Origin of the sequence: Bordetella genomosp. 5, assembly GCF_002261475.1 — a bacterium.
GTDB lineage: Bacteria > Pseudomonadota > Gammaproteobacteria > Burkholderiales > Burkholderiaceae_B > Bordetella.
Genome location: NZ_NEVN01000004.1, coordinates 449,412 through 461,777 on the forward strand (window position 1 = coordinate 449,412; position 12,366 = coordinate 461,777).

9 protein-coding genes are annotated in these 12,366 nt (G+C 68.5%); 3 read left to right on the forward strand and 6 right to left on the reverse strand.

Going from position 1 to position 12,366, the window contains the following annotated elements; genetic code table 11:
• Window positions 1-311: 311 nt before the first annotated feature.
• Window positions 312-4,361: a phosphoribosylformylglycinamidine synthase gene (purL, locus tag CEK29_RS08500; protein WP_094857829.1), complete on the forward strand. Its 4,050-nt coding sequence runs from the start codon at window positions 312-314 to the stop codon at window positions 4,359-4,361.
• 95 nt (window positions 4,362-4,456) lie between these two features.
• On the opposite strand, the gene CEK29_RS08505 is transcribed toward purL, so the two are convergent.
• The 5 genes from CEK29_RS08505 to CEK29_RS08525 are packed head-to-tail and all read right to left on the reverse strand — an operon-like array spanning window position 4,457 to window position 9,042.
• Window positions 4,457-5,305, reverse strand: a complete 849-nt coding sequence (locus CEK29_RS08505) for an amidohydrolase family protein (RefSeq protein WP_255176103.1) — start codon at window positions 5,303-5,305, stop codon at window positions 4,457-4,459.
• Entirely contained in the window at window positions 5,305-6,366 is a 1,062-nt protein-coding gene (locus CEK29_RS08510; RefSeq protein WP_094857830.1) for an isocitrate/isopropylmalate dehydrogenase family protein, read from the reverse strand. The genes CEK29_RS08505 and CEK29_RS08510 overlap by 1 nt, the downstream gene beginning before the upstream one ends.
• Window positions 6,367-6,393: 27 nt before the next feature.
• Window positions 6,394-7,386 carry a Bug family tripartite tricarboxylate transporter substrate binding protein gene (locus tag CEK29_RS08515; RefSeq protein WP_094857831.1) on the reverse strand — a complete coding sequence of 331 codons (993 nt, stop codon included), beginning with the start codon at window positions 7,384-7,386 and terminating at the stop codon, window positions 6,394-6,396.
• 23 nt (window positions 7,387-7,409) lie between these two features.
• Window positions 7,410-8,384 carry a Bug family tripartite tricarboxylate transporter substrate binding protein gene (locus tag CEK29_RS08520; RefSeq protein ID WP_094857832.1) on the reverse strand — a complete coding sequence of 325 codons (975 nt, stop codon included), beginning with the start codon at window positions 8,382-8,384 and terminating at the stop codon, window positions 7,410-7,412.
• A gap of 25 nt (window positions 8,385-8,409) precedes the next feature.
• Entirely contained in the window at window positions 8,410-9,042 is a 633-nt protein-coding gene (locus CEK29_RS08525; RefSeq protein WP_094799173.1) for a GntR family transcriptional regulator, read from the reverse strand.
• A 136-nt stretch (window positions 9,043-9,178) separates the two neighbouring features.
• Between CEK29_RS08525 and CEK29_RS08530 the strand changes: the two genes are divergently transcribed.
• Together CEK29_RS08530 and CEK29_RS08535 are read left to right on the forward strand one after the other, a co-directional pair.
• On the forward strand, window positions 9,179-10,651 hold the full coding sequence (locus CEK29_RS08530) for a M20 family metallopeptidase (protein WP_094857833.1): 1,473 nt from the start codon (window positions 9,179-9,181) through the stop codon (window positions 10,649-10,651).
• A gap of 82 nt (window positions 10,652-10,733) precedes the next feature.
• Window positions 10,734-11,297 (forward strand): DUF1415 domain-containing protein, encoded by a 564-nt coding sequence (locus CEK29_RS08535; protein WP_094799175.1) that lies wholly within the window; start codon window positions 10,734-10,736, stop codon window positions 11,295-11,297.
• A 7-nt stretch (window positions 11,298-11,304) separates the two neighbouring features.
• On the opposite strand, the gene CEK29_RS08540 is transcribed toward CEK29_RS08535, so the two are convergent.
• Complete coding sequence (locus CEK29_RS08540; protein ID WP_094858003.1) at window positions 11,305-12,363, reverse strand: threonine aldolase family protein; 1,059 nt, start codon at window positions 12,361-12,363, stop codon at window positions 11,305-11,307.
• Between the last annotated feature and the right edge of the window lie 3 nt (window positions 12,364-12,366).

Genomic DNA, 12,366 nt, shown 5'->3' on the forward strand with positions numbered 1-12,366 from the left:
GTGTTTTCCCGCGGGTGGGGCGCGCTGCAACATGCTGCGTGGCAGCAAGAAAACCCGGTCCCGCGCCGACTTTCGGACATTGCCCGCGGCGGCGGGGCGGCGCGCTTCGCTCGTTGTCATGGGAGAACTTCACGGGGCGCAGCGAAGCGCCGGGATTGCGGCAACGCAACAACAACCGGGGCGCCTGCCGGCCACAATTTTGTAACGTCGGCCCCATCCCAGGGACAACCCGGGTCGAGCAGCCCCGGGGTTTACCCCATAAGAAGGTAAAATCCCGTTTTGATCTCCACCTCCCCAACGGCGCCCGCATCGTGTCCCTAGTCCAGCATCTGCCCGGTTCCTCGGTTCTTTCCCCGTTTCGTCGCGAGCGCCTGCTTGCACAACTGAAAAAGGCCGGTCTGCCGGTAGCCGACGTCTCCGCCCGCTACGAGCATTTCGTCCACACCGACAGCGAGCTGTCGGCCGAGGCTCAGCAACACCTCGTGCAACTGCTCGATTACGGCACGCCGTACAGCGCCGAACCCGCCGCCAAGCAGCTCGAGCTGCTGGTGATCCCGCGTCTGGGCACGATTTCGCCGTGGGCCTCCAAAGCCACCGACATCGCCCGCAACTGCGGTCTGGCCGCGGTGCGCCGCGTCGAGCGCGGCGTGCGCTACGTGATCACGCCCGAGCGCGGGCTTCTGGGTGCGAAGAGCATCGATGCCGACATGCTGGCGCGCGCCGCCGACTGTCTGCACGATCGCATGACCGAAACCGTGGTGCAGGGCGATTTCGACGGCCAGACGCTGTTCACGCCGCTGGCCGGCAAGCCCATGCGCACCGTGGCCGTCAAGGCCGAGGGCCGTGGCGCCCTCGAACAGGCCAACGTGAGCTTGGGCCTCGCGCTCTCCGACGATGAGATCGATTACCTGACCACCTCGTTCACCGAGCTGGGCCGCGATCCGACCGACGTCGAGCTGATGATGTTCGCGCAGGCCAACAGCGAACACTGCCGCCACAAGATTTTCAACGCTCAATGGGTGATCGACGGCACGGAGCAGCCCAACACGCTGTTCGGCATGATCCGCGCCACGCACAAGGCCCAGCCCGCCGGCACGGTGGTGGCTTACTCCGACAACTCCGCCATCATGGAAGGCGGCCAGGCGCAGCGCTTCCAGGCCGGCGTGCCCGGCATCGCGGGCGAGGGCGCCGACGCCGCGCGCTACGTGCGCCGCGACGCGCTCGTGCACACGCTGATGAAGGTCGAGACCCACAACCACCCCACCGCGATCGCGCCGTTCCCCGGCGCGGCCACCGGCGCGGGCGGCGAGATCCGCGACGAAGGCGCCACCGGCCGTGGCTCCAAGCCCAAGGCCGGCCTCACGGGCTTCACCGTGTCGCACCTGCGTTTCGACGACGCCCTCAATCCCTGGGAGGCCGACCACCACGGCCTGCCCGACCGCATCGCCAGCCCCCTGTCGATCATGATCGACGGCCCGTTGGGCGGCGCCGCGTTCAACAACGAATTCGGCCGTCCCAACCTGCTGGGCTACTTCCGCACCTTCGAACAAACCGCCGGCGGCACGCGCTGGGGCTATCACAAGCCCATTATGATCGCGGGCGGCCTGGGCAGCATCGACGCGGGCCTCACGCACAAAGATCCGCTGCCGCCGGGCGCGCTGCTGGTGCAGCTGGGCGGCCCGGGCTTCCGTATCGGCATGGGCGGCAGCGCCGCCTCGAGCATGAGCGTGGGCAGCAACTCGGCCGAGCTCGATTTCGACTCGGTCCAGCGTGGCAACCCCGAGCTCGAGCGTCGTGTGCAGGAAGTGATCGACCGCTGCTGGCAGCTGGGCGAGTCCAACCCGATCCTGGCGATCCACGACGTGGGCGCGGGCGGTCTGTCCAACGCATTCCCCGAGCTGGTCAACGACGCCGGCCGTGGCGCCACGTTCGACCTCAAGCGTGTCCCGCTCGAAGAGTCGGGCATGTCGCCCGCCGAGATCTGGAGCAACGAATCGCAAGAGCGCTACGTGCTCGCGATCCAGCCGCACGACCTCGACCGCTTCGACGCGATCGCCAAGCGCGAGCGCTGCCCCTACGCGGTGGTGGGCGTCGCGACCGAAGAGCGCCAGTTGCGCGTGGTCGATGGCGAAGGCCTGCCGGGCCTGGACGCCATCCGTCCGCAGGGCGCCGACGAAGTTCGTCCGGTGGATGTGCCGATCGACGTGATCCTGGGCAAGCCGCCGCGCATGACGCGCGACGTGCAGCGCCAGCCCGGCGTGAGCGCGCCGCTGGATCTGGCCGGCATCGACCTCACCGAGGCCGCCTATCGCGTGCTGCGCCACCCCACGGTGGCCAACAAGACCTTCCTCATCACCATCGGTGACCGCACGGTGGGTGGCCTGTCGAGCCGTGACCAGATGGTCGGCCCGTGGCAGGTGCCGGTGGCCGACGCCGCCGTCACGCTCGCCGATTACGAGGGTGTGCGCGGCGAAGCCATGGCCATGGGCGAGCGTACCCCGATCGCCATGCTCGACGCGCCCGCGTCGGGCCGCATGGCGGTGGCCGAAGCCCTGACCAACCTGGTCTCGGCCGATGTGGCACGCCTCGAAGACATCAAGCTGTCGGCCAACTGGATGGCGGCCTGCGGCGTGGCGGGGCAGGATGCCGCGCTGTACGACACCGTGTCGGCCGTCAGCGAGATCTGCCAGGCCGTGGGCCTGTCGATCCCGGTCGGCAAAGACTCGCTGTCGATGAAAACCACCTGGACCGAAGACGGCGAGAAGCGTGACGTGGTCGCGCCGGTGTCGCTCGTGGTCACCGCGTTCGCGCCGGTCACCGACGTGCGCGCCAGCCTCACGCCGCAGCTGCGCACCGACGCGGGCGACAGCGTGCTGATCCTGATCGACCTCGGCCGTGGCCAGCATCGCATGGGCGGCTCGATCCTCGCACAGACCTACAACCAGGTCGGCGAGACCGTGCCCGACATCGATGTGGCACAGGATCTGCGCACGTTCTTCGTCACGATCCGCACGCTGGCCGAAGCCGGCACGATCCTGGCCTACCACGACCGTTCCGATGGCGGCCTGTTCGCCACGCTGACCGAGATGGCCTTCGCCGGCCGTACCGGTATCTCGGTCAACCTCGACATGCTCACCTTCGATCCGAATTCGGCCGATTGGGGCGACTACAAGATCCGTCCCGAGCAGGTGGCCGTGCAGCGCGACGAGCTCACGCTCAAGGCGCTCTTCTCCGAAGAAGCCGGCGCCGTGATTCAGGTGCCGGCCGCGCAGCGCGACGCCGTTATGCAGGTGCTGCGTGGCGCCGGTCTGTCGGCCCACTCGCATGTGATCGGCGGCCTGAACGCCGCCGACGAGGTCGAGTTCTATCGCGATGGCAAAAAGATCTGGAGCCAGCCGCGCGCCGATCTCGGTCGCGCCTGGAGCGAGGTCAGCCACCGCATCATGGCCCGCCGCGACAATCCCGCCTGCGCGCAGGCCGAGTTCGATACCTGGAACGACACCAAGGATCCGGGCCTGTCGCCGCGTGTGGCGTTCGACCCGCAAGAGGACGTGGCCGCGCCGTTCATCGCCACCGGCAAGCGTCCGCGCGTGGCCATCCTGCGCGAGCAGGGTTGCAACAGCCAGGTCGAAATGGCCTGGGCTTTCGACACGTCGGGCTTTGAAGCGGTCGACGTCCACATGACCGATCTGCTGTCGGGCCGCATCGACCTGAACGGCATGCAGGGGCTCGTGGCCGTGGGCGGCTTCTCGTACGGCGACGTGCTGGGCGCCGGCGAAGGCTGGGCCCGCACGATCCGCTTCAACAGCAAGCTGTCGGATCAGTTCGCCGCGTACTTCGCGCGTCCCGACACTTTCGCGCTGGGCGTGTGCAATGGCTGCCAGATGATGGCGGCCCTGGCGCCGATGATCCCGGGCGCCGAGTTCTGGCCGCGCTTCACGCGCAACCAGTCCGAGAAGTACGAAGCCCGCCTGTCGCTGGTCGAGGTGCAGTCGTCGCCGTCGATCTTCTTCGCCGGCATGGAAGGCGCGCGTATCCCGGTGGCCGTGGCGCACGGCGAGGGCTATGCCGACTTCTCGCAGCAGGGGGACGCCAGCCGCGTGCTGGCCGCCGCTCGCTACATCGACAACCACGGCAAGGTCACCGAGGCCTATCCCTTCAACCCCAACGGCAGCCCGCAGGGCCTGACCTCGGTCACGACCCAGGACGGCCGCTTCACGGTGCTGATGCCGCATCCGGAGCGCGTCACGCGCAACGTGATGATGTCGTGGGCGCCCGAGCAGTGGGGCGAGCGCGATGCCGGCGGTGTGTACACGCCCTGGATGCGCTTCTTCCGCAACGCGCGCGTCTGGCTGGGTTGATCCGGGGCACGCGCCTGTGCCGGTGGTTCACGGCGGGGGCCTGAACGAAAAAGCGGCTCCTTCGGGAGCCGCTTTCTTTTTGGCCGAGCGATCGCTCAGAAGGCGTAGAGCCGGGCCGGATTGTCCACCAGCACCTCACGGCGGACGGCGTCGTCGGGAAGCCAGGCGGCCACTTCGCCCAGCAAGTGATCGGTGCCGATCTCCCGATAGGGGCTGACCGTGGTGGCTGCCGCGCCGGGCGTGCGGTTGGTATGTGGCCAGTCGCTCGCCCACAGCATGCGATCGGGCCGCAGCGCCACCAGCCGCTGCGCGAGGGTGGCGACGGCCTCGGCGTCGGTGCCGATGCGGTACGCCGCCGACAGCTTGACGTAGGCCGCGCCGGAGGCGATCAGGTCCAGGATGGGCCGGACCGATTCGAGCGCCACGTCGGGCGGCAGCATGGCGAAGTGATCCAGCACCACCGGCACGCCCAGCGCGCCCAGCGCGGGCGCCGCCTGCGCGATCGCGCCATGCGAGGCATACACCTGCAGGTGCCAGCCCTGACCGCGCAGGCGCGTGCCCCACTGCGACAGCGCCCGCGTGACGCGGGCCGGATCGCTGGCGCCCACGCTCTCGAGATTGATCCGCAGGCCGCGCACGCCCGCATCGTGCAGACGCACGAGCGTGTCGTCGTCGGCGTCGTCGTCCAGCACGGCCACGCCTCGGGCGTCTTCGCCGAGCGCCGCCAGACTGTCGAGCAGCAGGCGGTTGTCAGTGCCGTAGACACTGGGTTGCACGATGACGGCGCGGCTTGCGCCCAGCGCGCTCAGATGCGCGCGCAGTTGGTCCAGGTGCGCCTCAGGCGGGGTGTAGTGCCGGTCGGGCAGCATGGCGTAGTCGGCCTGCGGCCCGATGATATGGACGTGGCAGTCGCAGGTCAGCGCGGGCAGGGGGGGCGCGTTCATCAGCGGGCCGTCAGACGCTTGAGGAATGCCGCGCCGGCTTCCCGGGTGCCCAGCGTGCCGCCCACGTCGCGCGTGCACTCGTGCGCGGCGATGGTGTCGGCCAGCGTGGCTTCGATCGCGGCGGCGGCCTGCTGGAAGCGCGCGTCGCCACGCTTGTTGCCGTGCCAGTTGAGCAGCATGGCGGCCGACAGGATCAGCGAGGCCGGGTTGGCGATGTTCTGACCCGCGATGTCGGGCGCGGAGCCGTGCGCGGCCTGGCCCATGGCATAGTCGCGGCCGGCATTGAGCGAGCCGCCCAGACCCAGGCTGCCGGAGAGTTCGGCGGTGAGGTCGGAGAGGATGTCGCCGAACATATTGGTGGTCACGATCACGTCGTAGCGCTGCGGCGCGCGCACCACATGCGCCATCATCGCGTCGACGATCACGTCGTCGATGGTCACCTCCGGGAACGCCCTGCCGACCTCGCGGCAGGTGTCGATGAACATGCCATCGCCCAGCTTCAGCACGTTGGCCTTGTGCACGATGGTGACGTGCTTCTTGCGCGTCATGGCCAGCTCGAAGGCCGAGCGCGCGATCCGCTCGCAGCACAGTCGCGTGATCCGGCGCAGCGACACCACCACGTCGGGGGTGATGAGCATTTCGCTGCCGCCCGATTCGACGTTGCGATCGGCATAGAAGCCTTCGGTGTTCTCGCGCACGACCACCAGATCGAACTCGCCCAGGCGCGCCTGCATGCCGGGGTAGGTGCGGGCGGGGCGGATGTTGGCGTGCAGGTCCAGATGCTTGCGGAACCACATCGACGGATTGATCTCGCCGCGCGACGCATCCTTGAATTCAAAGGTCGCCATCGGGCCGAGCATCAGGCCGTCGGCCGCCTTGACCTTGTCGAGCAGGGCGGGCGTGACGGTCGCGCCATGCTGCTTGAGGCTGTCGTGGCCGGCCACGTCGAAGTCGAGCTGCAGGCCCAGGCCAAAGCGCTCGGAGGCGGCTTGCAGTACGTCCACGGCGACCGCCATGGTTTCAGGGCCGATGCCGTCGCCGGGCAGAACGATGATTTTCATGAGGGGCTTCCGGTAGGGGGAGGGAGGTCAATCGATCTTCACGCCGGTGGCTTGCACCAGGCGCTGGTATTTCAGGGCTTCGGCTTGCACGAAGCGCGCGAACTCGGGCCGGTCGTTCGGCCGCACCGCGGCGCCGTCGCTCTCCAGGCGCGACTTGATCGCCGGATCGGCCAGTATGGCATTGAGGCTGCGGTTGAGGTCGTCGAGGATGGCGGCCGGGGTGGCTGCGGGCGCAAACACGCCGCCCCACAGACTGAACTGGAAGCCAGGCACGGTCGCCTCGGCCACGGTGGGGACCTGCGGCAGGATGGCGAGCCGCTCGCGCGAGGACACCGCCAGCACGCGCAGGCGGCCCGCGTTGACGTGCGGCATGGCGGCCGATGCGCTCGAGAAGAAGCAGTCCACGTGCCCGCCGAGCAGGTCGGTCATGGCCTGACCCGCGCCCTTGTACGGCGCGTGGATCAGACGCGTCTGCGTCGCCAGCGCCAGCGCGGCGGCCGCCAGGTGGCCGGGCGTAGCCGTGCCCGACGACGCATAGACGATCTTGTCGGGTTGGGCGCGCGCGGCCGCGAGCAGCGCGGGCAGGTCGGCATAGGGCGACTGCTGCGGCACGGCCAGCACCAGCGGCGAGTCGCCCACCAGAATCACCGGCGCGAATTCCTTCAGCGGGTCGTAGCCCGGCGCTTTCATGGCGTACGGATTGACCGCGATCTCGCCGGTCTGCCCGAGCATGAGCGTATAGCCGTCGGCCGCTGCGCGCAGCACCAGGCGTGCGCCGAGCGCGCCCGATGCGCCGGGGCGGTTCTCCACGATGAAGCTCTGGCCGTAACGCTTGCCCAGCTGCTCGGCGAGAATGCGGGCGAACACGTCGCCCTGGCCGCCGGGGGCGTACGGCACGATGAGCGTCACGGGTTTGGCGGGCCAGGCCGACTGCGCGTGCAGCCGTGGCGCCAGCGCGAGCAGGGCGCTGGCCGCGCCGGCGCGCAGCAGTTGCCGGCGTGAGCAGGTGAAGTGCGTCATGGCGTGTCTCCTTGTGCTGTCGCTCAGTTCAGTTGCATGCCGGACTTGCGCACCACCTCGCGCCAGAGCGTGAGCTCTTCGCCCAGCGCCTTTCCGAAGTCATCCGGCGTGCCGCGCAGCGTCTGCGCGCCTTCGTGCGTCAGGCGGTCCTTCACGCGCGGGTCCGCGGCGGCCTCGTTGATGGCGTTGTTCAGCGTTGCCACGACCTGCTTCGGCGTGTCGGCCGGCGCCAGCACGCCCCACCAGGTCGTGATGTCGAAGCCGGGCACGCCGGCCTCGTCCAGCGTGGGCGTGTCCGGAAACAGGGGCGAACGGGTCTTGCCGGTCACGGCCAGCAGGTCGACCCGGTTCTCCTTCACCTGCGACAGCATCGTGGGCACCGTGGCGAAGAACACCTGCACCCGGCCCGCGAGCAGATCCACGGTGGCGGGACCGCTGCCCTTGTAGGGCACATGGGTCATCTCGACCCTGGCCTGCTGCGTGAAGAGTTCGCCCGTGAGGTGGTTGATGCTGCCGTTGCCGGCCGAGCAGTAGTTCAGGCTTTCTTTCGCGGCGCGCGCCCGCAGGTCGGCCACGCTCTTGAGACCCAGGTCTTTGCTGGTGACGACCAGCAGCGGGCCGCGGCCCAGCATGGCCACGGGCGCGAAGGAGCGCTGCACGTCGTAGCTGGTGGCGATGCCGGCGGCCGCGTTGGTGACGAAGGTGGAGGTCGCGAACAGCAGCGTGTGGCCGTCGGGGCGGGCATTCGCGACCAGCGCCGCGCCGATCGAGCCGCCGCCACCGCCGCGGTTCTCCACGACCACCGGCTGGCCCAGGCGCTCGGCGAGCGTGCGGGCCAGATCGCGCGCAATGCTGTCGGTGCCGCCGCCCGGGGCGAACGGCACGACAAGCGTGATGGGCTGAGTGGGAAACGCGCCGGCGGCGGGGGCGCCGACACAAATCGCGGGCAAAACAAGGCCCAGGCCCGCCGCCAGGCGGGCTCGCAGGTGCTTCCACATTTTTTTGTCTCCGTGATGCCGGGCTTTATCCCTGGCGCAGCATCTTCAGTCGTTCCAGCAGGGCCTGGTTGATGTGGTGCTGTGCGGCGGCCTCGGCGCGCACGGGATCGCGCGCGCGGATCGCGGCCACGATGGCGTTGTGCTCTTCGTTGGACTGGCCCACCCGCTCGGGCGAGCTCAGCGTGCTGCGTCCCAGCAGATAGGTGGTGTCGGTGAGCGACTGCAGCGATCGGATCAGATAGCGGTTGTGCGCGGCGCTGTAGATGGCCTGGTGAAAGTCCAGGTTCTGCGCCACCGCGTCGCCGGCATCGCCGTCGTCGAGGATGGTCTGCATGTGCAGGATCTCGGCGTCGGAGGCATGGCGCGCGGCCAGCGCGGCGGCCGCGCCTTCGAGCACCTGCCGCATCGCATACAGCTCGCCCACTTCCTGCTGGCTCATGGTCGTGACCACCAGGCCGCGGCCGGGTTCGTGCGTGATCAGGCCTTCATCCTGGATGCGCTTGAGCGCTTCGCGCACCGGCGTGCGGCCCATTTCCAGCAACTGCGCGACCTCGATCTCGCGCAGGCGGTCGGTCGGCGTGAACAGGCCGGCCAGGATGCGGCGCTTGATCTCGGTGTAGGCCGCATAGGCCTGCGAATTGACCTTGGAAATGGGCATGGCGTCTCGTCCGTGTTTTTGTATATTTTTGCATACATAAAATCCACGGCCAAGCAGAGAAATCGGGGCCGGGTATCTGCGGGCGGGCGCCGCCGGGCTTAAAATGGCGGCTTCGCCCTCCTGCCGAGACGCCAACATGAATGCGCGCATCCCCGACGACGCCCTGCCGCCCACCCTCGATCCCAAGGCCCTGCAGGCCTTCGTCGACGAAAAGTGGGACAACGAAATCATTCCCGCGCTGACCGACTACATCGCGATTCCCGCCAAGAGCCCGGCCTTCGACGCCGACTGGGAAAAGAACGCGTTCATCGAGCGTGTGGTGCGCGACGCGGCCCAGTGGGTCGAGGCGCAAAAGGTCTCGGGCCTGAAGCTCGAAGTGATCCGCCTGCCCGGTCGCACGCCGGTGATCTTTTTCGAGGCGCCCGCCACCCGCAGCGACAACGGCGACACCGTGCTGCTCTACGGTCACCTCGACAAGCAGCCGGAATTCTCCGGCTGGCGTTCCGATCTGGGCCCCTGGACGCCCAAGTACGAGAACGGCAAGCTGTACGGTCGCGGCGGTGCCGACGACGGTTACGCCGTGTATGCCTCGCTCACCGCGATCATGGCGCTCGACAAGCAGGGCATCCCGCGTCCGCGTTGCGTCGGCATCGTCGAGACCTGTGAAGAGTCGGGCAGCTACGATCTGCTGCCTTATATCGACGCCCTGCGCGAACGCATGGGCAATGTGGCGCTGGTGGTCTGTCTGGATTCCGGCGCGGGCAACTACGATCAGCTCTGGATGACCACGTCGCTGCGCGGCATGGTCGCCGGCACGCTCGAGGTGCAGGTGCTCGACGAAGGCGTGCACTCGGGCGACTCCAGCGGCGTGGTGCCGTCGTCGTTCCGCATCCTGCGCCATTTGCTCGACCGTCTCGAAGACAGCGCCAACGGCCGTCTGCTGCCGCAGAGCCTGCATTGCGAGATCCCGGCCGACCGCATCGAGCAGGCCAAGGCCACCGCGCAGATTCTTGGCGACGAAGTCTGGCGCCGTTTCCCCTGGAGCTGCGGCGGCGACGGCAGCTTCGTGCTGCCCATGACGACGGCGCCCGAAGAAGCGCTGCTCAACCGCACCTGGCGTCCGACGCTGTCCGTCACGGGCGCCGAAGGTCTGCCGCCGCTGTCCAGCGCCGGCAATGTGCTGCGCCCGCGCACCGCATTCAAGCTCTCGCTGCGTCTGCCGCCGCTGGTCGACGCCGTGGCCGCCGCGCAAGAGATTAAAGAGCTGCTCGAAAGCGACGCGCCGTACAACGCCAAGGTCACGTTCAATCCCCGCGAAGGCTCGGCCACCGGCTGGAACGCGCCCACCTCGGCCGAGTGGCTGTCGCAGGCGCTCGACGCCGCGTCGCAGCAGTACTACGGCGCGCCGTGCGGCTACATCGGCCAGGGCGGCACGATCCCGCTGATGAGCATGCTGCAGAAGGGCTTCCCGAAGGCGCAGTTCATGGTGTGCGGCGTGCTGGGCCCGAAGTCCAACGCGCATGGTCCCAACGAGTTCCTGCACGTGCCCTACGGCAAGAAGCTCACCGCCGCCGTGGCGCAGACCATGGCCGCGATGCCCGCCGCCTGAGCGCATCGCGCTGCCTGACTCAAGCCGGCCCTCGCGGGCCGGCGCTTTTTTCTCTTCAAGGCGGCCTCGACGCCGCGACACCATGATTATCAATACCCCCGCCGCCCAAGCCGTGGCCGACGAAGTCCGCACGTGGGTCGACCGCGCGGTGATCGGACTCAACCTCTGTCCGTTCGCCAAGGCGGTGCAGATCAAAGGCCAGGTCCGCTATGCCGTGAGCGACGCGCAGGACGCCGAAGGCGTGCTGACCGACCTGGAAGACGAGCTGATGCTGATTTCCGAAGCCGATCCGGAAGCCATCGACACCACGCTGCTGATCCTGCCCGAGGCGCTGCACGACTTCTACGATTTCAACGACTTCGAAGAGTTGTCGGAGCGCCTGCTCAAGCGCATGCGTCTGGTGGGCGACCTGCAGGTGGCCACGTTCCACCCGCAGTTTCAGTTCGCCGAGACCGAACCCGACGACATCGAGAACTACACGAATCGCTCGCCGTACCCGATCCTGCATCTGCTGCGCGAAGACAGCATCGATCGTGCGGTCGAGGCGTTTCCGGATGCCGCCGAGATCTACGAGAAGAACATCGAGACGCTCAAGAGCCTTGGCCACGATGGTTTCCAGCAGGTGCTGGACGGCAAGACCAACTGAGGCAGCCTCAGATCGAGGCCAGCACCTGTCGGAACGCGGCCACGGCCGCATCGATGTCGGCGTCGGTGGTGTGCCGGTGCGTGACGCAGCGCAGGCGGGTATTGGCCCAGGGCCGGGTGCGCAGGCCGGCGGCCTCGAGCGCCGCCACCCATTCTTTGTTGCTCATCTTCGTGGCGCCGACCTCGATCTGCACGATGTTGGTCTGCGGCGAGGTGGCGCGAATCGGACCGCCCAGCGCATTGATGGCGTCGCTCAGCCGGCGGGCGCGCACGTGATCCTCGCTCAGTCTGTCTCCCATGGTGCGCACGCCCTCGAGTGCGGCGGCGGCCATGAGCCCGGACTGGCGCTGCGTGCCACCCAGCATGCGGCGCAACGTGCGGGCACGGTCCAGCACGGAGCGGGGGCCCGCCAGCACCGCGCCGACGGGCGCGCTCAGCCCTTTCGACAGGCATAGCGACACGGTGTCGGTGTGCCGCGTGATCTCGGCGGGCGGCAGGCCCAGCGCGGCCGCGGCGTTGAACAGGCGGGCGCCGTCCAGATGCACGGCGATTCCGCGTTCCTGCCCCATGGCGTGCACGGCCTGCATGTGATCGAGGGGCAGCACCGTGCCGCCCGCGTTGTTGTGCGTCGTTTCCATAGCGATCAACGCGGTCGGGAGTTTGTGCCCGCCGGACTGCACCGAATCTGCGAGACGATTCAAGTCCATCGCGCCGTCCTGCCCGGGCACCCCCACATAAAACAGATTGGTGAAGGTGGCCGCGCCGCGTTCGGAGGTGTACATGTGCGAGGTGCCTTCCAGCACGACCTGTTCGCCGCGACTCGATTGCGCCAGCACGGCGACCAGGTTGGCCATGGTGCAGCTCGGCATGAACAGCCCGCACTCCTTGCCGAGACGCGCGGCCACGTCGTGTTCGAGTTCGGCCACGCTGGGATCGCCATCGAGGCCGTCGTCGCCGATCGGCGCCTCGAGCATGCGCTCGTACATCGCGGGCGTGGGACGCGTGACGGTGTCGCTGCGCAGATCGACGGGGTGGCTGGGCAGTTGGGAGTAGAGCGGCGCGTTCATCAT

Coding starts and splice junctions, on each gene's coding strand:
- CEK29_RS08505 (WP_255176103.1), bottom strand. CDS start 5,305: ATGAACGCGCCCCCCCTGCCCGCGCTGACCTGCGACTGCCACGTCCAT.
- CEK29_RS08510 (WP_094857830.1), bottom strand. CDS start 6,366: ATGAAAATCATCGTTCTGCCCGGCGACGGCATCGGCCCTGAAACCATG.
- CEK29_RS08515 (WP_094857831.1), bottom strand. CDS start 7,386: ATGACGCACTTCACCTGCTCACGCCGGCAACTGCTGCGCGCCGGCGCG.
- CEK29_RS08520 (WP_094857832.1), bottom strand. CDS start 8,384: ATGTGGAAGCACCTGCGAGCCCGCCTGGCGGCGGGCCTGGGCCTTGTT.
- CEK29_RS08525 (WP_094799173.1), bottom strand. CDS start 9,042: ATGCCCATTTCCAAGGTCAATTCGCAGGCCTATGCGGCCTACACCGAG.
- CEK29_RS08530 (WP_094857833.1), top strand. CDS start 9,179: ATGAATGCGCGCATCCCCGACGACGCCCTGCCGCCCACCCTCGATCCC.
- CEK29_RS08535 (WP_094799175.1), top strand. CDS start 10,734: ATGATTATCAATACCCCCGCCGCCCAAGCCGTGGCCGACGAAGTCCGC.
- CEK29_RS08540 (WP_094858003.1), bottom strand. CDS start 12,363: ATGAACGCGCCGCTCTACTCCCAACTGCCCAGCCACCCCGTCGATCTG.